Below are 24,040 nucleotides of genomic sequence, written 5' to 3' on the forward strand. Positions count from 1 at the left end.
CCAGCAAGGCACGCGGCATTGAACCTGTGCATGGTCGAACATGAACAAGTGCTGACCGACCACTGGGCGATGGCAGATTGCGAGCCCGACTCTAGTGTGGTTCAGGCCGATACCTTAGGGTTACTGTCGTATGGCGCCAATTACGCAAAAATGCCGCGCGTCGAGCACGGTCGCCTGTGCGGCGAAGCCATTTGTGCAACCCAACTATTGGTGCAAACCCCTTTGGTTCTCAACTCGGAAGGACTCACATTTCTGGGGCCCCATCAAACAGTGAGCGAAAGCAATGGCCTGTTTCTGATTCGAGTGGGGGACGAAAAAGCAGCCTTGGCACTGCAATGTCCGGCGGAACAGCCTCGCCCGGTGGGCATGCGGCTGCAAGTGGTACATGACAAAGGCGAAAGCTGGATACCCGTAATGGAAATTCATGCCGATGGAACCTTGGGACTCGCTGCGCCGGTGCTCAAGGGACAAAAAGTACGACTGGCCCATCGCACACCCAAAGCGATTGATCAGGAAATCAGGGAATGGATGCCGACCGTAAGCGCGCATTTCAAAGCCAAAGCACCCGAGGTGGGAATCCTCTTCGCTGGCTTTGAACGCAGCCAGATGTGCCATGCCGATGACAATGACATTGCCACCGTGTTAGCCAGTTTTCCTGGCACAGAATGGATTGGCGTGTTTGGTCAAGCCGCTTGGCTGAACCGCGGGGACACAGTGGTAACACCCCCCAGAAACAATCGACTCAGTCTGTGCCTGTTCAATTACCCACAGACGTAATTCACGAGGTGACCATCTCATGTTTAATCCAACGCGTGACCAAGCGCGACTGTTTTTCTTGAACAGCTGGAAAAAGTATCACAAGGAAGAGCCGCTGACAGAGGCAGAAAGTCTTGCCCTGCAATGGATGACCAAGCATCCGGAGTACTTTGATATTTTTGATGCTGAACCAGAATCAATTCTCGCGGCTGATTTTTCGGTGGAAGCAGGTCAGAGCAATCCTTTTCTGCACTTGTCGATGCACTTGGCCGTGGCAGAGCAAGTCAGCATTGACCAACCACCCGGCATTCGCGCTGCATTCGCCAAACTGTGCGAAAAAATGGGCGATGATCACAAGGCGGCGCATCAGGTATTTGAATGTTTGGCCGAGCAAATCTACCAGCAACAGAAAAACGGGGTTGCCTTCAGCAGCGAAAATTACATTCAATGCATTCTGGAACACAGCGGGGTTTGATTCTCCCTTATCACCGTTAAAAAAAACCCGCTTCAGCCACACGGCTCCAAGCGGGTTTTTATCAAGCTCGGCCCAATCGGGCCAATGCGCAGCTTACTTTTTCAAGTACAAATCGCCTTCAAGGGATGCAAAAAACGCAGACAAATCCTTGATGTCTTGCTGGCTCAGGCCGGCGGCCATACCGGCCATAATGGCGTTATTGCGGCCACCCTTCTGGTACTGCTTCAGGGTATTGGCAATGTAGTCCGCATGTTGACCAGCCAGCTTGGGATAAGAAGGATCCATGGTTTTGTTCCAGTTGCCCTCAACAGCGTGACAAGCGGCACATTGTGCTTCAGCCTTGGCTTTACCTGCTGCAATGTCTGCGGCCTGAACGGAGAAAGAAGCGGCTAACAAGGCTGCTGCGATCGCGAATTTAGTTTTCATGTTGAATGGTCCTTGTTGCAAATCACTTGGCCTGCGCATAGTATGCGGCCAGGTCAGCGATGTCTTGTTCGGTCAGCGTTTCGGCAATGCCACGCATAGTCGGGTGTTTGCGATCGCCTTTTTTATAGGCATTCAATGCAGCCTCGATATACTTGGCATTTTGGCCGGCAATGTAAGGCACGTTGTAAACCTCGGGGAAGCTGGCCTTGTAACCGGGAATACCATGGCAACCAATGCACATGGACTTCTTCGATGCCGCTGCCTCGGCGTTGCCTTCAACAGCCATCGCGGGGGCGGCAAAAGCCACCGCAGCCAACAGGCCGGTAGCGCTCATCGCGCGAACAGTCAAACCGATACGTTTCATCTCGCTCTCTCGTCAACAAATGTAATTGGAGGTCAGCCGCGCCATTTTGTGTAGGGGGTGGCGCTGGGCAAAAACCTTGCTATTTTACGGTCGATCTGTCGCTTAGTCTATGTGCGGCTTGCCGAAAGCGCCAAATTGGATGAAAAATTCAGCAATTTCGCCCCTAAAAGCACTTACACTGACGATATTGAATTACAAGGAATTACAAAAATGCGTTTTGAAGGTAGCAAAACCTACGTCGCCACCGACGATCTTAAACTCGCCGTCAACGCGGCAATTACGCTGCAACGACCTTTGCTGATCAAGGGTGAACCTGGCACTGGAAAAACCCTGCTGGCCGAAGAAGTAGCGGCATCACTGGGCCTTGAACTCATGCAATGGCACATTAAATCAACCACCAAGGCCCAACAAGGCCTGTACGAGTATGATGCGGTGAGCCGACTGCGCGACTCGCAACTGGGTGATGAACGCGTGAAAGACATCGCGAACTACATTGTGAAAGGCGTCTTGTGGCAAGCGTTTGAGAGCGACAAGCCTGTTGTTTTGCTGATCGATGAAATTGACAAGGCCGATATTGAATTCCCGAACGACTTGTTGCGTGAAATCGATCGTATGGAATTCTTCTGCTATGAAACCAAGCAGCTGATTAAAGCGAAACACCGCCCCATTGTGATCATTACCTCCAACAACGAGAAAGAGCTGCCTGATGCCTTCCTGCGTCGTTGTTTCTTCCATTACATTCAGTTTCCTGACAAGGCCACCATGGAAAGCATTGTGGCCGTGCACTTCAAAAACTTGAAGAAAGAGTTGCTGGATGCTGCGATGGCCAGTTTTTTTGGCATTCGCGCCCTGCCGGGATTGAAGAAGAAACCCACTACATCCGAGCTCATCGATTGGCTTCGCCTCTTGCTGGCTGAGGACATTCCGGCCAGTGCCCTGCAGGCCAAGGACGGCAAAGACGCGATTCCACCCATGCACGGCGCTTTGTTGAAAAACGAACAAGACATTGAATTGTTCAACCGTTTGGTGTTCATGGCCCGCCAGGGTCGCTAACAAAGGCTTTCGCTGTGCTACTGGATTTTTTCTTTCAACTTCGCGACGCCAAGATTCCGGTCACCGTCCGGGAATACCTCACCCTGCTGGAAGGGATGAAGGCTCAGTTCATGACTCCAAGCCTGGACAATTTTTACCATTTGTCCAGGCTTACCCTGGTCAAAGACGAAAGATTCTTCGACCGGTTCGATCAGGTATTCGGCAGCTACTTCAAAGGGCTTGAAAAGAACATGGATCTTTTCGCCCAGCTGCCAAAAGATTGGCTGGAAAAACGATTCAACCGTGAATTCACGCCCGAGGAAATGGCTGCGATTGAGGCCATGGGCGGGTTGGACAAATTGATGGAGCGTCTCAAGGAGCTACTCAAGGAGCAGAAAGAGCGGCACGAAGGTGGCAGCAAATGGATTGGCTCGGGTGGCACCTCGCCTTTCGGCAACAATGGATACAACCCGGAAGGCGTGCGCATTGGGCAAGATGAAAGCAGAAACCGCCGTGCAGTGAAGGTGTGGGACCAGCGTCTTTATCAGGATTACGACGACGAGCTGGAAATTGGTACACGCAATATCAAAATCGCCTTGCGTCGACTACGCCGTTTCGCGCGGGAAGGCGCAGAAGACGAACTCGATCTGGACAACACGATTGAATCCACGGCACGCAATGCAGGATGGCTTGATTTGAAAATGCGTCCGGAGCGTCACAATTCAGTGAAGGTATTGATGCTGCTGGATGTGGGTGGTTCCATGGACGACCACATTCGCCGCACTGAAGAACTGTTCAGCGCTGCAAAAAGTGAATTCAAACACTTGGAGTTCTATTATTTTCACAATTGCGTCTATGACTTTTTGTGGAAAAAAAACCATCGTCGACACAGCGAAAGGTTTCAAACCACTGACATATTGCGTACCTACAACAGCGATTACCGCCTGATCTTTGTGGGTGATGCCACTATGAGCCCCTATGAAATTCTGCAACCTGGCGGCTCGGTTGAATACAACAACAAGGAAGCCGGTGCGGTGTGGCTGCGGCGTTTTCTGGATCGTTTCCCGAAAGCTGTTTGGCTGAATCCGGAACCTGAAGGGCTATGGCAATATCGTCAAAGCGTTGAAATCATTCAAAATATTATGGAACACCGAATGCATCCGCTGACAGTAGCCGGGCTGGAAACAGCCATGCGATATCTTAGTAAGTAATCCTTGTATTCCTTTTTCTGGCCCTCCCCGTTATTAGCAACACAAACACATTTCGTGTGGAGAAAGAAAATGGAAACCAAACGTACTCATCCCCTGATTATTACTGCCGCTGTTGCCGTGATTCTGGCCAGCGGTATTGCGATTGCCTCCATGACCGGCCTTCTACCAAGCAGCAATGCCAACATGAGCGACCAGGAAATCGCCCAAATGGAAGAAGAAGCACGTCTGGAAGAAGAAGCAAAAGCCAAGGAAGAAGCGGCAGCCAAGAAAGCCGCTTCAAAGCCTGCTGCGTCCAAGCCCGCGCCTGTGCAAACAGCCTCAACATGCAGCACCTGCGGCCGCGTGGTTGAAATTCGCCAACGCACTGTTCAAGGTGAAGGCACCGGTATCGGCGCTGTAGCTGGTGGTGTGGTGGGTGGTTTGCTGGGCAACCAGATTGGCGGCGGTAGCGGCAAGAAAGTGGCCACTGCAGCGGGTGTCGTGGGTGGCGCAGTACTTGGCAACAAAATTGAGAAAGATCGCAACTCGACCACGCAATATGATGTGGTGGTTCAGTACGACGCTGGCGGTTCAGACGTATTCAGCTTCAGCAGCCCACCCAGCTGGCAGTCTGGCGACCGTGTGAAGGTTGTGAACGGTCAGATCACCTCTAGCCTGTAAACCCGCTCATCTGTTTACAGGATTTGTTTGGTCACCCAGCAATGGGTGGCCTTTTTCATTTGGGTGACGGAGTGTGGAACCAGTTGAGATAGCGGGGCACTCAATTCAAATTTCCATTTAAACGGAACCTCCGCATGACCGCACTGAATGACCCCGATTTGATCAAGGCACTGGCCGCCTGGGTGGGACAACTGAAAAGCCCCTATCATGAGGACAAAGATGTGAAAAAGTTTCCTGTGAAGCTAATGTCAAGTTCCCCAAATGCATGGCTCGAGATCAAGCAAATTGACCAAGGCATGATGGAGATAACCTGTATTCACCGGGTGATGGAGCAGGATGAATATAGCGATCTTGAGGGAATTCGCAAGGAATGCAGCCAGTTCAATGCATTAATGGAACGTGTTCGACTTCCAGCCTACATGTGGGAGGATCGCGGCAAGGCTGAATTTCAACTACGCTGGCAAGAAACCCTGGTTACTCAAGCTGATTTAAAGTACGTACAGCGATTTTTTGAGCAATCTCTTTACTTGGCCAACGCCCTGCAAAGCCGACTGGGCTGGGCACTGAACAGTCAGCCCCAGCCACTTAGCCATTAAAACTTGTCAGCCCTAGGCTTTTACGGTCAGTAACAACATGTTCAAGCGGCGAACAAACCCAGCAGGGTCTTCAAGCTGGCCGCCCTCAGCCAATACGGCCTGATCAAACAGCACGTTCACCCATTCATCGAAATGATCTTTCTCGATCTTCAAACGTTGAATAAAGGGATGCTCAGGGTTTAGCTCAAGAATTGGCTTGGTGTCGGGTGCATTCTGGCCAGCCTGCTTCAACATGCGCTTCAAATGCTCGCTCATGCCCATTTCATCAGCAACGATACATGCCGGGCTGTCGGTCAAGCGCAAGGTGACACGCGCCTCTTTGATGCGGTCTTTCAGCAGGTCTTCGACTTTCTTCAACACATCCTTGAACTCGTCTTCAACCTTCTTCTTGGTTTCCTTGTCTTTTTCATCCTCAAGGGCACCCAAATCAAGGCCACCTTTGGCACAGCTTTGCAGTTCCTTGCCGTCGAATTCCTGCAGGTAAGACAACATCCACTCGTCTACTCGGTCGCTGAGCAGCAGCACTTCCACACCCTTCTTCTTGAACACTTCCAGGTGCGGGCTGTATTTGGCAGCTGCATAGGTGTCGGCTGTGACGTAATAAATCTTGTCCTGGCCCTCTTTCATGCGGGCCACATAATCAGCCAGCGAAACGGTTTGAGCTTCGCTTTCACTTTGCGTGGTTGCAAACCGCAGCAGCTTGGCAATGCGTTCTTTGTTGGCTGGGTCGTCGCCCATGCCCTCTTTTAGCACTTGGCCAAATTCTTTCCAGAAGCTGGCGTATTTCTCGGTTTCGTTTGCAGCCATGTCTTCCAGCAAGCCCAGTACCTTCTTCACTGAGCCTTCGCGAATAGCCTTTACGTCGCGGCTTTCCTGCAAAATTTCGCGCGACACGTTCAAAGGCAGATCAGAGGAGTCGATGACGCCTTTCACAAAACGCATGTACGGAGGCATTAACTGCTCTGCATCGTCCATGATGAATACGCGCTTTACATACAGCTTGATGCCCTTTTGCTGGTTGCGGTCCCACAGGTCGTAAGGGGCCTTGGCGGGAATGTACAGCAGCGAAGTGTATTCCGAGCGGCCACCTTCAACGCGGTTATGAGTGTAGGCCAAGGGGTCAGCAAAATCGAAGCTGATGGTTTTGTAAAACTCGTTGTACTGCTCAGCAGTGATGTCGCTTTTCGAACGGGCCCACAAAGCATTGGCCTTGTTCACGTTTTCCCACTCACCCGTGGCTTTCATCCCGCCCGCTTCTTCGTCCCATTCTTCTTTCAGCATTTGGATGGGCAGGGAAATGTGATCGGAATATTTGGTCAGAATGCCCTTCAATTTCCAGCCAGAAAGCAATTCATCCTCATCTGCTTTCAAGTGCAGAATGATTTGAGTGCCACGGTCTGCTTTCTCAATGGCTTCCACGCTGAATTCGCCATCACCTTTCGATTCCCATTCAACGCCCTCTGCGGCCGGCAAACCGGCTTTGCGCGAGCGCACCGTGACTTTGTCAGCCACAATGAACGCCGAATAAAAACCCACGCCAAACTGGCCTATCAAGGCAGCGTCTTTTTGTTGATCGCCACTCAGTTTGCCAAAAAATTCTTTGGTACCACTTTTGGCGATCGTGCCCAGGTGTTCAATGGCATCTTCGCGGCTTAAGCCAATCCCATTGTCTTCAATCGTGATGGTGCGGGCTTCCTTGTCAAAGCTCACGCGAATTTTCAGCTCGGTGTCACTCTCGAACAGCCCAGCGTTGTTGATGGCTTCAAAGCGCAGTTTGTCGCAAGCGTCCGATGCGTTGGAAACCAGCTCGCGAAGAAAGATTTCCTTGTTGGAATACAGCGAATGAATCATCAAATGCAGAAGTTGTTTCACTTCTGTTTGAAAACCCATTGTTTCCTTCATTGCACCCATGTTGTTTTCTCCCTTCATCTTCTTGGTTTGGATGTTGGGGAAATGGGGGCGAATTCCTGAATTTCAAGACGAAAAAAAGCCCCGGAGGGCTTTTTTTAATTGGTTTTGCGAAGGGAATCTGCCTTGAACTTGATATCCAGTTCCTTGCCTTTTCTGCCCCGTTTTCCAAGGCGCTCAGCCAGCAAGGCTGGTTTCAATACCTCCTCCCGGTCTTTTCCACCACGGCCTGTGCCCGCAATCACCAAGCTCTCAGACGGGCCGAAAGCAACCGCGGCCACCAACGAGTCTTTGTCATCGAGAGGCAACAGTTGTACGCCACGCCCGCCACCTGAGAGTTGTTTGAGCTCGTCCAGCATGAAGACATGGAAACGTCCACTTTCGGCAAGCACGGCCACCCGGTCGTCGGTGGCCTGCAACAACACCGGCGGCAAGAGCTTTTCACCCGGGTTCAGGCTGATGAATTGCTTGCCCGCTTTCATGCGGCTCTCCATATTGCCAGCCATGGCCAAAAAGCCGTAGGCCCCGCTGCAAGCCAGAAATACGGGCTGGGAAGCAGCTGCGGCTAGCGCGTGGCTCAGCGTACCGCCATTCAACTCTACAAGGCTTTGTGCGGGTATGCCATCGCCCCGGCCACCCGGCCATGCAGACACAGGCACACTAAACACCTTGCCCAGTGCATTGCCGGCACCAAACAAGTAGGTGTTGTCGGTGGTTTTGCATTCAAAAGCGGCGTACAAGGCGTCGCCCACTTTAAAACTGAACTGGGCGGCGTCGTGGCCGTGGCCCTGGCGGTTTCGTATCCAGAATTTCTGGGAAACAATGACCGTAGTCGGTTCTTCAACCACTTTCACTTCCACGCTGGCTTTTTCGGCTTCTTCAATCAACGTGCGGCGATCATCGCCATAGGTGTCGGTGTCTTTACGAATTTCGGAAATAATTCGGGTTTTCAGCTTGCCTTCATCGGCCAGCAAGGCTTCAAGATCAGCCTTTTCCTCGCCCAACTTGGCCAGTTCCTGCTCAATCTTGATTTTCTCAAGGCGAGCCAACTGACGCAGTCGAATTTCAAGAATGTCCTCGGCTTGACGGTCGCTCAGTTGAAAAGCTTCAATCAAGGCAGGCTTGGGCTCATCGCTTTCGCGAATCACCTTGATCACTTCATCGATGTTCAACCAAGCGATCAAGCGGCCTTCCAACACGTGAATACGATCATTAACCTGCGCCAAGCGATGTTGGCTGCGTCGGGTTACGCACACTTTGCGGAACTCGATCCAGTCCAGCAACATGGCAATCAAACCACGCTGGCCCGGGCGGCCCGAATTGTCGATGCTCACCAAATTGATGGACGTGTTGGTTTCCAAACTGGTGTGGCTAAGTAGCAGGTTCGAAAACTCCTCTACCGACACATTCCGGCTTTTTGGCTCGAAGACCAAGCGTACGGCGTTCTCTTTGCCCGATTCATCGCGCACCGCATCCAGCATGGCCAACACTTGCGCCTTCAGGTTTTGCTGCTCTGTATTCAGGCTTTTCTTACCAGCTTTTACCTTGGGGTTGGTCAATTCTTCAATTTCTTCCAGCACCTTGGCAGTGCTGGTGTTGGGAGGTAACTCTTTCACCACCAACTGCCACTGGCCGCGCGCCATTTCCTCAATTTCCCAGCGCGCCCGCACTTTGATGGAGCCCCGACCACCGGCATAAATTTCTTTCATCGCACTGGCGGGCGAGATAATTTGCGCACCACCCGGGAAATCTGGAGCTGGCAAATGGCCCATGATGGTGTCCAGGTCCGCATTCGGGTGTTTGATCAAATGAATCGTCGCGGCGGCCACTTCCCGAATGTTGTGGGGTGGAATGTCGGTGGCCATGCCCACTGCAATTCCCGAAGCGCCGTTGAGCAACACAAAAGGCAAGCGCGCTGGCAACAGTTTGGGTTCCTGAAAGCTGCCATCGTAGTTCGGAATGAAGTCGACAGTCCCCATATCCACTTCGTCCAGCAACAGCTTGGCGATTGGCGTCAGGCGGGCTTCGGTGTATCGCATGGCAGCGGCGCCATCGCCATCCCGGCTGCCAAAATTGCCCTGACCATCGATCAGCGGGTAACGCAAGGTAAAGTTTTGCGCCATGCGCACCAATGCATCGTAGGCGGCCTGGTCGCCATGCGGATGGTATTTACCCAAAACATCGCCGACCACACGGGCCGATTTCACAGGCTTGGCATTGTTACCTAGGCCCATTTCATTCATGGCATACAAAATTCGCCGCTGAACAGGTTTTTGACCATCCGCACACTCGGGCAGCGCCCGGCCCTTCACCACAGAAATGGCGTAATCCAGGTAGGCGCGCTCGGCATAAAGACCAAGGGTAATCGTTTCAGAATCGTCGCCGGAAGGTGGCGTTGCATCCAGAGTGAGTTGTTCCATGCGGTGCTTCGAAGTTTCTTATTTTGAGAATTGACGTTGACGAAGGGTTTCAAACAGGCACACCGAACTGGCCACCGACACATTCAGGCTTTCAACACTGCCAATCATCGGAATTTGTACCAGTTGGTCGCATTTTTCGCGGGTCAAACGACGCATGCCGTCGCCTTCAGCGCCCAGTACCCACGCAATCGGGCCGTTTAAATCGGCGTCATATAGGGTGTCTGTGGCCTCACCGGCAGTGCCGATGCACCAAACGCCCGCCTCTTGAATTTCTTCCAGTGTACGGGCCAGGTTGGTGACGGTAATGACCGGAATTGTTTCAGCCGCGCCGCAAGCGACTTTGGACACCACTGGGGTAATACCCACCGATTTGTCTTTGGGCAACACCACAGCATGCACGCCGGCTGCATCCGCGCTGCGCAGGCACGCACCCAGGTTATGGGGGTCGGTCACGCCATCCAGAACCAACAGCAGAGTGTTTTTGCCGTGGGTGTCGATGATCTCAAACAGGTCGTTGCTTTTAACCAGTTCCTTGGCAAAAGCCACCACCCCTTGATGCTGTTTGTGACCCGCTGCTTTTTCCAAACGGTCTGAATCGGCCGCGCTTACCTTCACGCCAGCAGCTTTCACCTTGTCGATGAACTGCTGCATGCGTTTGTCTTTTCGGTGTTGGTCCACCAACACCTCTTCCACGCTGGCTGGGGCTGTTTTAACCCGGGCCGACACGGCATGAAAACCATACAATATGGCCAATTGGCACGCTCCGCTTATCTAGATTTTTTCGCTGCAGTGCGCATTTTAGACCCAGTGGCAGGCTTGGTACGGCTGACACGCTTTGCTTTTTGAATTTCTTCTTTGCGCTTTTTCTCGGCCGCAGCCTTGCTGCGAGATTCATCCGCAGCCCGCCTCTTGTTCACGCCGCGCGTAGTGGCAGCCTCTTCGGGTGGCAAGACAGGCACAGTTTTACCCGCATCTTGCACGGCCTGCTGCATTTGAGCAGTGTTGGTACGGCGGCCTTGCTGGCGCTGCGGCCGGTTGCCTGCCTTGCCATTCAACTTGGCCGAACCAGGATCACGCATCAAGCTTTCAAACTTCAATCCCTGCACCAGGCGGAATTCAATCCGACGGGCATCCAGGTCAACCCTGGACACCTGCACATTGATCGGGTCAGTCAGCCGGTAGCGGATACCACTGCGCTCGCCACGCAATTCATGCAGGCTGTCGCTGTACTGGAAGTACTCTGTGCCCAGTTCAGAGACATGCACCAAACCCTCCACATACAAGGCATCGAGTGTAATGAACAAACCGAAGCTGGTTACGCCTGACACATGGCCCTGGAAGGTATCGCCAACTCGCTCTTTCATAAAGAAACACTTCAGCCAGGACATCACATCGCGAGAGGCCTCATCTGCACGGCGCTCCGTGGACGAAAACCAATTACCAGCTTGATCCCAACGCGCAATTTCCTCAGCTTTGTCCACTCGACGCTTGGGATCGAAATCCTCGAATTCACGCTCATCGAGTGGCAGTGGTACGTAACGCTTGCCAGCCAACAAAGCCTTGATACTTCGATGAACCATCAAATCAGGATATCGACGAATTGGAGACGTAAAGTGGGCATAGGCCGGGTAAGCCAGGCCAAAATGACCACTGTTGTGTGGGGTATAAATCGCCTGCTGCATCGAGCGCAACATCATGGTTTGCAGCAAGGCTTGATCAGGGCGCCCCTGAATTTTCTTCATCAGATTGGCGTAATCGATACTGGTGGGGTCATCGCCACCATCCAGCGTCAAGCCCACTGAACGCAAAAAGGCACGCAGGTTTTGCAATTTCTCAACCGTTGGGCCTTCATGTACACGATACAAACTTGGGTGTTTGCTGCGTTCCAGAAAATCAGCAGCGCACACGTTGGCCGCCAGCATGCATTCTTCAATCAAACGATGTGCATCGTTTCGGCGCTTGGGCACGATTTTATCGATCTTGCCATCAGGGTCGAGCATCACCTGGGTTTCAACGGTGTCGATTTCCATGGCACCGCGACGCTGGCGCGACTCAAACAGCACCTTAAACAGCGTATACAGGTTTTCGACATCGCCGTACACATGGCCCATGGCTTTGGCAGTCAGGCTTTGCGGATCAGTCAGTGCATCCCACACCTGGTTATAGGTGAGGCGCGCTGCGGAATGAATCACTGCATTGTAAAACTGGTAGGCCTTGATGGCTCCCTTAGGTCCGATGATCATGTCGCACACCAGAACCAGGCGGTCCACGCCAGGGTTCAACGAACACAAACCATTCGACAGTTTCTCGGGCAACATGGGAATGACCCGGCGCGGGAAATACACCGAAGTACCCCGCTTGGTGGCCTCTTGGTCAATCGGAGTGCCGGGTAACACGTAGTGACTCACGTCAGCGATGGCCACCAGCAAACGCCAGCCACCCTTGGTGTCGCTCGATGGGGTGCAATAAACTGCATCATCGAAATCGCGGGCATCTTCCCCATCGATGGTGACAAAAGGCACATCACGCAAATCCACACGACCTTTCAGGTCTTTGTATTCAACCTCATTGGGAATACTTTCGGCCTGATTCATGGTCAGTAAATTGAATTCATGCGGCACATCAAATTTGCGCACCGCAATCTCGATTTCCATGCCGGGATCGTCCAATTCACCCAGAACCTCCGCCACCTTGCCGATTGGCTGTGAATGACGGGTAGGCTGCTCAACAATTTCAACGGTCACCACTTTGCCCGGCGTGGCATTGCCAACATCTTTCGGCGACACCAATATGTCGTGCTTGATGCGCTGGTCTTCCGGAATAACCAGCAAAATGCCGCGCTCAGACACCAAACGCCCCACCAAGCGATTGGTCTTGCGTTCGGTGACTTCAACAATCGTCCCCTCTGGCTTGCCACGGTGGTCAGTGCCGGTAATCCGCACCAAAACGCGGTCGCCATGCAGCACTTTTTGCATTTCGCGTGGGGAAAGGAAAGCGTCTGGCCCGCGATCGTCGCGAACCAAGAAACCAAAACCGTCGCGGTGACCGGCCACTCGGCCAGCTACGAAATCAAGCTTGGTGGAAAGCAACAACATGCCCTTTCTGTTGGGCATTAATTGGCCATCCCGCTCCATGGCGTTCAGGCGTTTTTCAATAATGGGGATTTGATCTTCAGTAAGCTTCAGGTGCTCAAAAACCTGTTCGCGGGTTAAAGGGGCTTGCGCTTGGCGCAGTACAGCCAGGATGTCTTCACGACTTGGAATTTTTATTTCTGTTTTATGCATTGACAAATTTATTTATTTCATTAGAATTCACGGCTCGCACCTGTGCCCAGGTGGCGGAATTGGTAGACGCGCTAGGTTCAGGTCCTAGTGGTGGTAACACTGTGGAGGTTCGAGTCCTCTCCTGGGCACCAGCAGTTTTCTCTTCACCAGTTTTATCTTCACTTACGCGTTTCAACGCAGTGTACAGCACTTTCTCCGCTTTAATTCTGAATTTCCGAAGCGCTTTGCGAATTTGCATTGCAGCGGGTATTTGCAATACAAATTCGCCAAAAATTTCACTCAAAAACCATAGCCAACGCTGAAGATCAGGCTGGTATCAGTTTTCTTGACTCCCGGTGGCGGCATGTTGTCGTAATCCACATTCACCTGCGTAGCCACATTCACATTCTCAACAATCGGAACCCGCAAGCCCACCTTGGTTTTGAACAATGAATCAGCGGTGTCCTCAAGGCTCACAGACAGATCGTTGTTATTGAAGAACACCAAACGTTTATTCCAGAACTTGCGCTCATAGTCCAAACCCAAACTTAATGAGGGAAACGACTCATCAGCCGCAACGATGTAATCCTCATTGATGTAGGCCAAACCATATTCTGTCGACAACTTGGCACGATCAGTTTCAAAAAACTGGTAACCGTAACCAGCGCCCAGAGAAGTTCTCAAATTCAGGTCAGCCAACTTGTCCTGCTCGCCCTTGGCATTCACAAACAGGTAATCTTTTTCGCTCAGGAATGCGTCGTATTGGGTTAGCAAATATCGGTTTGATGTGGTTGTAACCCCGGCCGACTCAGCCTCGTTCACTTCAGCTGCGAGGGTGTACCTGTTCTCTGGCGTTCTGGCAATCAACTCTGCATCAAAATTCAGGGCATCGTCCTCCGAATTACCCCGATTGAACACGCCGCCGAGATTGGCTCTCCCACTGTATTTGACCGAATGATCCACAATCGGGGGGTTGAACATGGCAACCTCAGCCCTTTGAAGGGGTCTGGAGCGCCCCAGATCGCCCTGATCAATAATCAACTCACCCTGCTGACTCAGAGTCACCTTTCCTTTCGCGGTGCTCCCGTCTTTGAGTTTGACAATGACCCCCTCGTCAGACTCCAATTCAAGAACCTGTTTCCACGGTAGTTCAACTTCTCCGAACAACGGCGATTTAAGGGTAAGAATGTTGTCGCTTAACTTCACGATCTCGCCGGTGAGGCGATCACCATTTTTCAAGACCACATTGGCTGCGAAAACCGGACTGCTGAACAGGGAAAGTGCGATCACACAAGCAGGTGCATATTTGAACAGCGGGGGGAATTTTTCAACTTTTACTTCTTTTAAGACAGGCATTGTCCCGAGGTCTCCTTTCAGATTGATGGACCCATAGGATACCACAACGATTTTTAGGCCTTTTTAGACCACAAATAAGGTATTTTTGAGGGGAGTTAGAACAAGATATTCAGGGGAATTTCAGAGAAAATCTCGAGTCTCGAAAGGCTGCACAATCCAGACGTCCGAATGAAGATATTCAGCGGCAAAGTCCGGTTTGAAAACAGACCCAGGCTTTACCCAAACCACTGCAGTTTTCATCTCGGTGATAGTGGGGCAAATGGTGCACAGATGCTCACACAGCGCCTTCAAGGTATGTCCAGTGTCAGCCAGGTCATCCACCAAAAGCACCCGGCCACTCACCGGCCCAACTGCTGCGATGCTGGCTGAAATCTGCAGTTCACCCTGACTGGTTCCCTCGCCACCCCGATAGGAGGATGCAGCGATTACAGCCATGGGTTTTCGCAAAGAACGAGACAAGCCATCCGCCAGAAAAAGACCGCCCCGAGAAACCCCGAGCACGCAATCAGGCTGAAAACCCGAGTTTTTGACGGCATCCACCACCCGATCAATCAGGTGGTGGTACTGGGCATAATCGATGTGTAGCTTGTCGCTCATGCGCCAGAGCTTCTGATTCAGGCTTTGTAGGGGTGACGAAGCACAATGGTTTCGTCACGGTCCGGGCCAGTCGAGATCATGTCCACGGGGACACCGCACACTGCTTCCATGCGCTTCAGATAGATCTTTGCCTCTTCTGGCAAGTCATCGAACTGTTTCACGCCAAAGGTGGTGCCCTTCCAGCCAGGGAAAGTTTCAAAAATCGGCTTGCAGCCTTCGACTTTGTCGCTACCGAAAGGAAGAATATCGGTCTTTGTACCATCGGCCAATTCGTAGCCCACGCACATTTGAATGGTTTCCATGCCATCCAGCACATCAAGTTTGGTAATGCAAAGGCCTGAAACACCGTTCAACTGAATGGTACGGCGCAAGGCGGCCGCATCAAACCAGCCACAGCGACGTGGTCGGCCGGTGACCGAACCAAACTCATTGCCTTTCTTGGCCAGGTACATGCCTTTCTCACAAAACAGCTCAGTGGGGAACGGACCTGAACCAACGCGTGTTGCGTAGGCTTTGGTGATACCCAACACATACTGCAAACGCTGAGGGCCCACACCGGCACCCGGGGAAGCAGCGCCGGCGATACAGTTGGAGCTGGTCACAAAGGGGAAAGTACCGTGATCGATGTCGAGCAAGGCGCCTTGTGCACCTTCGAACAACAGGTTTTTGCCCTCATCATTTGCCTGCTGAAGCAAAGTGGGCACGTCCGCCACCATATTTTTGATTCGGGGAGCCAATGCCATGGCTTTGTCGAACACCACTTGGGCATCAACCGGCTCGGCGCCGAGGTACTGGGTTAATACAAAGTTGTGATAATCCAGCACCTCTTCCAGTTTGGCACGGAATTTTTCGGGATTAAACAGATCCTGCACGCGCAAGGCCCGACGAGCAGCCTTGTCCTCATAGGCAGGACCAATACCCCGGCCGGTGGTACCAATTTTCGCGTCGCCGCGCTTGGCTTCACGGGCCTTGTCCAGCGCAATGTGGTGGTCCAGAATCAGGGGGCAGGTTTCACTGATTTTCAAACGGCTTTCAACCGAGATTCCACCTGCCTGAAGCTCGTCAATCTCGCTCAGCAAAGCCTCTGGTGAAAGTACCACGCCATTGCCGATGTACACCTGTACGTCAGGACGCAAAATACCAGAAGGGATCAGGCGCAAAATGGTTTTCTTGCCACCGATGACGAGTGTATGACCCGCATTGTGACCGCCCTGGAAGCGAACAACGCCTTGGGCATGGTCCGTCAACCAGTCCACCACCTTGCCCTTGCCCTCGTCACCCCACTGGGTACCAATCACAACCACATTTCGAAAACTCATTTAACTTTCTCCTGATTCATGCCAATCGGCACCACTTTCCACACGGCGTTGGCCTGTACAAGCTGCCGATCACATACAAACTCTTCTTCCTCTTGGGCGGTATTGGGCAGCGATTGAAGCACCACCTCACCCTGACTGCGCAACTCGCGAATTACAGCCATCAATTCAGTGTCGTAAACCCATGGAGCGCGAATGGCTGTTTTGGGCCGGGAATGCACAGCCTGCAAAGACACCAGTTCTCGCAAATCCACTGAAAAGCCAGTGGCGGGGCGGGCTCGACCATACACTGCGCCCACATCGTCGTAGCGGCCACCACGCAACACGGCGTTGGGGCAACCCTCTACGTAGGCCGAAAAAATCAGGCCACTGTGGTAATCAAAACTGGCCAAGTCTGCCAGATCCAGAATAAGCGCCGGCATGGCCGACACCGTTTCCTGCAAACGCGCAATCAAGGTGCGCAATTCATTCAACACCGCACCCACTTTCGGGTTACGCGGCAAGGTCTCGGCTGCCCTGTTCAACACACAATTGCTGCCGCCGACGGAACCATACAGGCTCAACAAAGCCAGCACATTGGCCTTGCAAGCGGCCGATACCTCTGCCAACAATGCTTCCAGGGCAGGCCTGTCTTTTTGCGCCAGGCAATCGTGCAAACGACGTATCAAATTGTCGGACAAACCCTCGCCATCCACCACTGCTGCCAGCAGGCCAGCGTGTGACAAGGCCAGGCGATAACCCTTCAGGCCAGACAGGTTCAGTGTATCCACGGCCAAATTCAGTATTTCAAGGTCGGCTTCAATGCCACCACAGCCATACAGCTCAGCACCGCATTGCAGTGGCTCACGGGTATTGTGCAAACCCAGAGCCTGCGTGTGCAGAACCGGGCCACAATAACAAAGGCGTGTCGCACCCTTCCGGTTCAAAATATGGGCATCAATACGTGCCACCTGGGGCGTGGTGTCAGCCCGCAAGCCCAACATACGCCCGCTGGCCTGGTCAAGCAACTTGAAAGTTTGCAAATTCAGGGATGCATCGGCGTTACCAAGCAGTGATTCGGTGTACTCCAGCATGGGAGGCATTACCAACTCGTAGCCGTATACACGAAAGCGGTCCAACAAAGACCGTCTCAATTCTTCAATTCGCCTGGCCTCGGAAGGCAATACATCGGCGACAGACTCTGGCAAAAGCCAAGCAGACATGACTATTCCAACTCTTCAACGAGTGTTTTACAACAAAAAAAGCGTGATACCGATGAGGATCGCCACCAGCCCAACAAATCGTATTTGACCTTCTGTGAGCGAGGCAATCTTGAGAAAGGTCTCTTTCCATTGTTTTGGAAACAGAAAAGGCATAAGGCCCTCGAGAATGAACACGAGGGCCAAAGCCAGCCAAAAGGTCTCGCTCATATCAGTTTTCCCAGAGCCAGACCTTTCAAGCGAAGGCAATTAACCAACGCAAGCGCACGAAAGCCCAAGTTATTGCGTTTTCTGCAAAAACTTGAAGAAATCAGACTGCGGATCAACCACCATCACATCAGACTTGGATGTCAAAGACTTCTTGTAGGCATCCAGACTGCGGTAAAAGGAATAGAACTCGGGATTGCGACCAAAAGCGGCATTATAAATCGAACCGGCCTTTGCATCACCCTCCCCCTTGATAGTTTGTGCTTCTCTGTAGGCTTCAGCCAAAATAACGACCACCTGGCGATCAGCATCCGCACGAATTTGCTCGGCCTCCGCTGCACCAGTGGCACGCAGGTCGTTGGCCACCCGCTTGCGCTCGGCCTCCATACGGCGGAACACTGATTCACTGACCTCAGGCAGTAAATCCACGCGTTTCAAGCGAACATCCAGAATCTCCACGCCAATTTCTGCAGCCTCATCCTTGACCTTTTCCACCACTGTGTTCATGACGGTGGTTCGCTCGCCTGAAACCATTTGCGGCACGGTTCGCTTGGTAATTTCCTCGTTCAAAGCGGACTTGACCACCTGAGACATACGGCTTTGAGCCAGGCGGGAATCACCACTCAAACGAACAAAATACAAGCGAGGATCGACAATGCGCCACTTGATATAAGAGTCGATCAAGAGGTTTTTCTTCTCGGAAGTAATAAAACGCTCAGGTTCGGGGGTGTCAATGGTTTGAATACGCTTGTCCAGAAAAATAACATTCTGGAAAGGTGCGGGTAGCTTGAAATACAAACCAGGCTCCTGGCGCACTTCTTCAACCTGACCCAAAGCAAACACAATGGCATATTGGCGCTGATCCACAACGTACAGGCAGGTGTTGGCGACAAAAAAGCCAATCAACGCAGCCGCTACTACTACAAAAATCTTAGGCATGATTAGCGAGCTCCCCGGTCACGATTGCGCATGGCATCGCGAATGCTAGTGTCAAATCCATCATTGGCAGCACGTGGTGCAGATGGGCTGGTTTCAGCGGCTTTGGCAGCAGCAGCGGCAGATGTCGCACTGCTTTCAGCGCCAGATGCACCAGTTTTCTCAATCAATTTGTCCAAAGGCAAATACAGCAGCTGGCTGTTGCCTTTCGAGTCAACAATGACCTTGGTCACATTGGTGTAAATTTCCTGCATCGCATCGATGTACAGGCGATCCTTGGTGACTTTCGGTGCTTTCTCGTATTCGGTCAAAATTGCCTTGAAGCGGGCTGAATCACCCTCGGACTGGGCAACCACACGTTCGCGATAACCATTTGCCTCTTCCAGCAAACGCGCCGCATTGCCTCGGGCACGCGGAATTACATCATTTGCATAGGCTTCACCGTCGTTTTTCAAACGCTCACGGTCCTGACCCGCCTTCACTGCATCGTCGAATGCAGCTTGAACCTGCTCGGGAGGCTGAACACCCTGCACGGTCACGCTGGATACCAGGATACCCGTACCGTATTTGTCGAGGATTTCCTGCATCACTTCAGCTGTATTCAAGGCAATCTGCTCTCGACCTTCGTAAAGTACAAAGTCCATTTTGCTACGACCCACTACTTCGCGAATGGCTGTTTCAGCGGCCATTTTCACCGACTCATCCGGATCGATGGTGTTAAACAGATAATCACCCGCATCTTTGAGGCGGTATTGAACCGCAAATTGGATGTCGATGATGTTTTCATCTTCGGTCAGCATCAGCGCTTCGCGCAGCACCTTGCTTTTCACGTCGTTGCGATAACCCACCTCAACAATACGCACCTGAGAGGAGTTCACCACTTCATGCGACTGAATTGGATAAGGCAAGCGCCATTGGAAGCCTGGCATTGAAGTGTGGTGGTATTTACCAAACTGCAACACCACGCCTTCACGGCCTTCCTGAACGATGTAAAAACCGCTGGCCAACCAGACAAGCACGGCGACCACGATCACCGCAGTGAAACCTCGACCTGCATTCTCCATGCTGGGGCCACCACTGCCGCCACCGCCCAAGGGACCGCGTGGACCACCGCCATGGCCACCTTTCTTCCCGAACAGGCGGTTAAGCCTGCTGTTGAAGTCGCGCCATAGTTCATCGAGGTCCGGGGGACCGTCCTGACGGCCGCCGGGACGGCGATTGTCTTGATCTTGAGGCTTTGCGGGTTCATCGTTGTTTTGATTACCCGATGAATTTCTGCCCCAATCCGGATCATTCATTGACATGCTTGTTCCTACTGCTGAAAAATTAGTTGTTGACGTTCAGGCCCATTGCAATTCATCTGACTGCGTGTCTGCACCCCTGCTTTGAGCATAGAAGTTGCCAGCAAGTTCAGTCAGGCATTCACGCAACTCAGGAATGCCAAGCCCATAGCGCGCACTCACCGCCACGGACAAAATCTTACCATCGCCGTCGCGCTCGACTTCCACGGAACGCTCGCAGGCGTCTATTTTGTTCCAGATGATCACCTGTGGAACATCCCCCGCGTCGATCTCCAGCAGTACTTTGTTGACCTCGTCGATTTGACTGTGCCGGACTGGAGAGCTCACATCAACGACATGCAACAACACGTCGGCGTGCACCGCGCTTTCAAGAGTGGCTTTGAAGGCATCGACCAGCGAATGGGACAGATCGCGAATAAATCCAACCGTATCCGACAAGGCCATGTCTACCTTGGGTGCAAGCCACACACGGCGTGTGGTCGTATCCAGGGTGGCAAACAGTTGGTCGGCCGCATACGCCTTGTCGCTCGCAATGGCATTGAACAAAGTGCTTTTGCCGGCATTGGTGTAGCCCACGATCGCAACCGTGAACTGCCCTCGCCGCTCGCGTTGACGGCGCTGGGTTTGACGCTGTTTCTGAAGCTTCTCGAGCCTGGTTTTCAGTTGCTTGACCTTTACACCGATCAGGCGCCGGTCTGTTTCGAGTTGGGTTTCACCCGGGCCACGCATGCCGATACCACCTTGCTGGCCGTACAAATTCGCGTTGCCCCGCACCAAGCGCGAGGCCATGTACTGAAGCTGTGCCAACTCAACCTGCAACTTGCCCTCGAAACTGCGTGCCCGAATGGCAAAAATATCGAGGATCAAACCCGTTCGGTCGATGACTCGACGCCCGAGTGCATTCTCAAGGTTTCGTTGTTGGGCCGGACTCAGACTGTGGTTGAAAATGACGAGCTCCACCTCTTCGGCTTCGCAATGCGCAAGTATTTCCTGCACCTTGCCTGAGCCGATGAATGTGGCTGAGTCAGGGGAACGCCGCTTGGACACGAAAACGCCGATCACCTCTGCACCCGCAGAGGTGGCCAGTAGGGCAAGCTCATCGACACTTTCGCGGAACTCGTGTTGACCTAGATCGAGTGCAACCAGGGAACTACGCGTCATTTCAAACCGCGGAATAATTTGAAAGTGAAGATAAGGTTACTCCTTCACCTCGGGGGTGAATGTCACTGAACGGCCAGGCACAACAGTCGAAATTGCGTGCTTGTAGACCATTTGGGTTACTGTGTTACGCAGCAAAACCACGTACTGATCGAAAGACTCGATTTGGCCCTGAAGCTTGATGCCGTTGACCAGGTAAATGGACACGGGTACATGCTCTTTGCGCAGCAAATTGAGGAAGGGGTCTTGTAGTAGTTGCCCTTTGTTACTCATAACAGCTCCAGACTGTGTTGATATTATTAAATGTCAGAGCTTTTGGCTCGTCACGCTTAGTTTACAGAAAGCGTCTATGGGTGCCAAACGGAAGCCCTTCTTTTGTTGATATGGACACTCTTTTTTCATAAAAAGTTCAAATCCAACGACAAAGAGTGATTCCCGTTGACATCCCCCACTTAACAGGGGGCTAACTCAAGCCATTGAGACAGGCGGGGACGCCGAATGAACTCTTCTTGAAACTCGGTCAATTTCGCCGTGGACTGGGGCAATCGGGCAGCCCATTCAGAAGTCAGGGATGGGTCGTACCAAAGCGCTTTTGCCACCACTTCAGAACTGATGTTGGCTGGGTCACAAATCAAGGCAAAGCGATCATCACCCCGCACAATGGCCAGAAGACCGATCACTCCATGATCAATCAACAAACTCAGAATCTCATCCAGCTGGTCGGGTGGCACCTTGGCAAACACCCGCAACTCTTCCATGGTCATGCCCGGCTTTTCCTGCTGCCGCGACTTTTCCAGTTCAACCAAAACACTCAAACCTTGCAACCACCTTTCACCAGGGCGGTTACTAGGGTTCCAGTAACCAGTGCGGGCCACAGGCAAAGCCGCAACAGTACTGGCCCCCAGCAACACAATAATCCAGCTGACGTAAATCCAGAGCAAAAAGATTGGAAATGCCGCCAAAGCACCATACAAAGCCGTATAACTTGGAAAGTGCGTGATGTAAGCCGCAAAAGCCCGCTTGGAAATTTCGAACAGCACGGCGGCCAATACCCCACCCACCAAGGCGTCTTTCCAGTGCACCGCCCTATTCGGAACAATTCGATAAATAAAGGCAAAAGCCAACACCGTCAAAGTCAGCGGTATCAGATTAAGGGCGGGAAACATGCCACCCAACACAGGATTCACACCCGCCATGGTTTCACCGATCAGCGCAGTGGATACGCTGATGCTCAACCCGATCAGCACTGGCGCCAGCGACAACACAGCCCAATACAGCACCACCTTGTTCATGGTCGAACGTTGACGCTTCACGTTCCAGATTTGATTGAACACCCTATCCACCGTGAACATGGTGGTCAATGCAGTAATCACCAGAAACACGATACCAATTGCGGTCAGCCCCTTGGCTTTGTCAGAAAACTGAGTGACATAAGTCAAAATGGTTTCAGACAGGGTTTCGGGAAAAAAGCTGTCGATCAAATAGCCCTGAAGCGACAACTGCAAACGGTCAAACATCGGAAATGCCGTGAATATGGCCAGCACCACCGTGGCCAATGGCACCAAGGACAGCACCGTGGTAAAGGTGAGGCTGGCAGCCACCTGCGGCAAGCGCTGCTCGCTGATGCGCTGGCTCACCAGCCGTGTAAACGCGATCCACCAGCGCAAGTTCAGCGGTGACAGCTCAACATCGGCCACGCTGAACGCACGCCGGGCACCACGCATAAAGCGTGCACGGCGCGTTTGACTCTCTTCGGTCGATTTGCCAATGGCTTTGAAACTCTTGGTCTCAGTTGTTTCGGAAGGTGCGGCTGAACTCATGCGCTTCGATACAATAGGGGTTCCAACAGCCCCCATGATAACCCTTAAGCATGATTGAAGTATTGGTCTTGTATTACAGCCGCCATGGCGCAACCGCACAGTTGGCCCGCGAAATTGCACAGGGCATAGACTCCGTGAAAGGTGTTTCGGCAAGAATTCGAACCGTACCTGGAGTATCTGCGAACACAGAAGCCACGGAATCCGACATTCCCGAACAGGGCCCACCCTACGCAGAGCCCGCGGACTTGAAAGAATGCGCTGGCCTTGCCATGGGATCCCCAACACGGTTTGGCAACATGGCTGCACCCATGAAGTATTTTCTGGACGGCACGGTTGGAACCTGGCTGGCTGGCGATTTGATCAACAAACCCTTTTGCGTATTTACCAGCACTGGCAGTTTGCATGGAGGCCAGGAAACCACGCTGACCAGCATGGCATTGCCCTTGATCCACCATGGCATGCTGTGGCTGGGTATTCCTTATTCCGAACAGGCATTGAACGACACACGCACCGGCGGCACGCCCTATGGCGTGACCCATTGGGCGGGCGGACAAGGCCAACACCCGATTTCCGAGCATGAAAAAACGCTTGCCCGAGCTCAAGGTGCACGCCTTGCGAAAGCGGCATTGGCCCTTCAACACATGGATAAATCTTGATGAGCAGCACACCTGAAGTTGATTTGACCCGCAAGAAAGCCTACTGGGCAACAGTCAGCAGCCTGTTGGCGTTAATTGCCCTGTGCGTGGCCTGGGAACTTTTTGTTGCGCCCATTCGCCCGGGTGGCAGCTGGCTGGTGCTGAAGGTGCTGCCCCTGCTGCTGGTGGTGCCCGGCATATTCAAACAACGCGTGCGAACCTATCAAGCCACATCACTTCTCGTGTGGCTTTACTTCGCTGAGGGTGCCACACGCGCCAGTTCCGACCCGGCGTTGGCCTCCCAGTTAATGGCCGGGCTGGAGGTGCTACTAACCATTACTTTGTTCGCCAGTGTCAGCGTGTATGCCCGTACCTACAAAGTCCCCAAGACAAAGGTTGCCTAA

Annotated in this window: 24 protein-coding genes and 1 tRNA gene; 9 read left to right on the plus strand and 16 right to left on the minus strand. The window is 52.6% G+C overall.

Features of this window, described 5'->3' with window-relative positions; translation table 11 throughout:
- Both A0129_RS11350 and A0129_RS11355 read left to right on the plus strand, forming a co-directional pair.
- Positions 1–777, plus strand: a 777-nt coding sequence (locus tag A0129_RS11350; RefSeq protein WP_291715066.1) for a hypothetical protein, incomplete at its 5' end; no start/stop codon positions are given.
- A 19-nt stretch (positions 778–796) separates the two neighbouring features.
- A complete protein-coding gene (locus tag A0129_RS11355) occupies positions 797–1,231 on the plus strand; it encodes a DUF1841 family protein (RefSeq protein WP_291715068.1) in 435 nt (144 codons plus the stop codon).
- Between the two features lie 93 nt (positions 1,232–1,324).
- On the opposite strand, the gene A0129_RS11360 is transcribed toward A0129_RS11355, so the two are convergent.
- Entirely contained in the window at positions 1,325–1,657 is a 333-nt protein-coding gene (locus tag A0129_RS11360) for a cytochrome c (protein ID WP_291715070.1), read from the minus strand.
- A gap of 22 nt (positions 1,658–1,679) precedes the next feature.
- Positions 1,680–2,021 (minus strand): cytochrome c, encoded by a 342-nt coding sequence (locus tag A0129_RS11365; RefSeq protein ID WP_291715071.1) that lies wholly within the window; start codon positions 2,019–2,021, stop codon positions 1,680–1,682.
- A gap of 210 nt (positions 2,022–2,231) precedes the next feature.
- On the opposite strand from A0129_RS11365, the gene A0129_RS11370 reads away from it, so the two are divergent.
- From A0129_RS11370 to A0129_RS11385, 4 genes are all read left to right on the plus strand, one after another.
- On the plus strand, positions 2,232–3,074 hold the full coding sequence (locus A0129_RS11370) for a MoxR family ATPase (protein ID WP_291715073.1): 843 nt from the start codon (positions 2,232–2,234) through the stop codon (positions 3,072–3,074).
- Between the two features lie 14 nt (positions 3,075–3,088).
- Positions 3,089–4,264 carry a VWA domain-containing protein gene (locus A0129_RS11375; RefSeq protein WP_291715075.1) on the plus strand — a complete coding sequence of 392 codons (1,176 nt, stop codon included), beginning with the start codon at positions 3,089–3,091 and terminating at the stop codon, positions 4,262–4,264.
- Between the two features lie 69 nt (positions 4,265–4,333).
- A complete protein-coding gene (locus tag A0129_RS11380) occupies positions 4,334–4,924 on the plus strand; it encodes a glycine zipper 2TM domain-containing protein (RefSeq protein WP_291715077.1) in 591 nt (196 codons plus the stop codon).
- A gap of 134 nt (positions 4,925–5,058) precedes the next feature.
- Positions 5,059–5,520, plus strand: a complete 462-nt coding sequence (locus A0129_RS11385; protein WP_291715080.1) for a hypothetical protein — start codon at positions 5,059–5,061, stop codon at positions 5,518–5,520.
- Between the two features lie 12 nt (positions 5,521–5,532).
- On the opposite strand, the gene htpG is transcribed toward A0129_RS11385, so the two are convergent.
- The 4 genes from htpG to rnr all read right to left on the minus strand — a co-directional run bounded on the left by htpG (position 5,533) and on the right by rnr (position 13,132).
- On the minus strand, positions 5,533–7,431 hold the full coding sequence (gene htpG, locus A0129_RS11390; RefSeq protein WP_291715082.1) for a molecular chaperone HtpG: 1,899 nt from the start codon (positions 7,429–7,431) through the stop codon (positions 5,533–5,535).
- Positions 7,432–7,526: 95 nt separating this feature from the next.
- A complete protein-coding gene (gene parC, locus A0129_RS11395) occupies positions 7,527–9,848 on the minus strand; it encodes a DNA topoisomerase IV subunit A (protein WP_291715084.1) in 2,322 nt (773 codons plus the stop codon).
- A gap of 18 nt (positions 9,849–9,866) precedes the next feature.
- Positions 9,867–10,601: a 23S rRNA (guanosine(2251)-2'-O)-methyltransferase RlmB gene (gene rlmB, locus A0129_RS11400; protein ID WP_291715086.1), complete on the minus strand. Its 735-nt coding sequence runs from the start codon at positions 10,599–10,601 to the stop codon at positions 9,867–9,869.
- Positions 10,602–10,615: 14 nt separating this feature from the next.
- Complete coding sequence (gene rnr, locus A0129_RS11405) at positions 10,616–13,132, minus strand: ribonuclease R (protein ID WP_291715088.1); 2,517 nt, start codon at positions 13,130–13,132, stop codon at positions 10,616–10,618.
- Between the two features lie 44 nt (positions 13,133–13,176).
- On the opposite strand from rnr, the gene A0129_RS11410 reads away from it, so the two are divergent.
- Positions 13,177–13,263: transfer RNA gene (locus A0129_RS11410), tRNA-Leu, on the plus strand.
- A 148-nt stretch (positions 13,264–13,411) separates the two neighbouring features.
- Here the strand turns inward: A0129_RS11410 and A0129_RS11415 are convergent.
- The 10 genes from A0129_RS11415 to A0129_RS11460 form a co-directional block, all read right to left on the minus strand.
- Positions 13,412–14,467, minus strand: a complete 1,056-nt coding sequence (locus A0129_RS11415; RefSeq protein WP_291715090.1) for a YdiY family protein — start codon at positions 14,465–14,467, stop codon at positions 13,412–13,414.
- A gap of 120 nt (positions 14,468–14,587) precedes the next feature.
- Positions 14,588–15,064, minus strand: coding sequence for a phosphoribosyltransferase (locus A0129_RS11420; RefSeq protein WP_291715092.1), 477 nt, complete (start codon positions 15,062–15,064; stop codon positions 14,588–14,590).
- Between the two features lie 17 nt (positions 15,065–15,081).
- Positions 15,082–16,383 carry an adenylosuccinate synthase gene (locus A0129_RS11425; protein ID WP_291715094.1) on the minus strand — a complete coding sequence of 434 codons (1,302 nt, stop codon included), beginning with the start codon at positions 16,381–16,383 and terminating at the stop codon, positions 15,082–15,084.
- Positions 16,380–17,582: an ATP phosphoribosyltransferase regulatory subunit gene (locus tag A0129_RS11430; RefSeq protein ID WP_291715096.1), complete on the minus strand. Its 1,203-nt coding sequence runs from the start codon at positions 17,580–17,582 to the stop codon at positions 16,380–16,382. The genes A0129_RS11425 and A0129_RS11430 overlap by 4 nt, the downstream gene beginning before the upstream one ends.
- A gap of 27 nt (positions 17,583–17,609) precedes the next feature.
- On the minus strand, positions 17,610–17,789 hold the full coding sequence (locus A0129_RS11435; RefSeq protein WP_291715098.1) for a DUF2065 family protein: 180 nt from the start codon (positions 17,787–17,789) through the stop codon (positions 17,610–17,612).
- Between the two features lie 69 nt (positions 17,790–17,858).
- Positions 17,859–18,725 (minus strand): protease modulator HflC, encoded by an 867-nt coding sequence (gene hflC, locus A0129_RS11440; protein WP_040512348.1) that lies wholly within the window; start codon positions 18,723–18,725, stop codon positions 17,859–17,861.
- A gap of 2 nt (positions 18,726–18,727) precedes the next feature.
- The gene (hflK, locus tag A0129_RS11445; RefSeq protein ID WP_291715100.1) at positions 18,728–20,026 is read right to left on the minus strand and encodes an FtsH protease activity modulator HflK; all 1,299 of its coding nucleotides are present in this window, start codon (positions 20,024–20,026) and stop codon (positions 18,728–18,730) included.
- 36 nt (positions 20,027–20,062) lie between these two features.
- Positions 20,063–21,184: a GTPase HflX gene (gene hflX / locus A0129_RS11450; protein WP_291715102.1), complete on the minus strand. Its 1,122-nt coding sequence runs from the start codon at positions 21,182–21,184 to the stop codon at positions 20,063–20,065.
- Positions 21,185–21,220: 36 nt separating this feature from the next.
- The gene (gene hfq / locus A0129_RS11455; RefSeq protein ID WP_008248719.1) at positions 21,221–21,454 is read right to left on the minus strand and encodes an RNA chaperone Hfq; all 234 of its coding nucleotides are present in this window, start codon (positions 21,452–21,454) and stop codon (positions 21,221–21,223) included.
- 179 nt (positions 21,455–21,633) lie between these two features.
- Entirely contained in the window at positions 21,634–23,001 is a 1,368-nt protein-coding gene (locus A0129_RS11460) for a YihY family inner membrane protein (protein WP_291715104.1), read from the minus strand.
- A gap of 50 nt (positions 23,002–23,051) precedes the next feature.
- On the opposite strand from A0129_RS11460, the gene wrbA reads away from it, so the two are divergent.
- Positions 23,052–23,657: an NAD(P)H:quinone oxidoreductase gene (gene wrbA, locus A0129_RS11465; RefSeq protein ID WP_291715106.1), complete on the plus strand. Its 606-nt coding sequence runs from the start codon at positions 23,052–23,054 to the stop codon at positions 23,655–23,657.
- On the plus strand, positions 23,657–24,040 hold the full coding sequence (locus A0129_RS11470) for a DUF2069 domain-containing protein (RefSeq protein ID WP_291715108.1): 384 nt from the start codon (positions 23,657–23,659) through the stop codon (positions 24,038–24,040). Before wrbA ends, A0129_RS11470 begins: the two co-directional genes overlap by 1 nt.

The organism is Limnobacter sp. CACIAM 66H1 (assembly GCF_001601825.1).
Classification (GTDB): Bacteria; Pseudomonadota; Gammaproteobacteria; order Burkholderiales; family Burkholderiaceae_B; genus Limnobacter.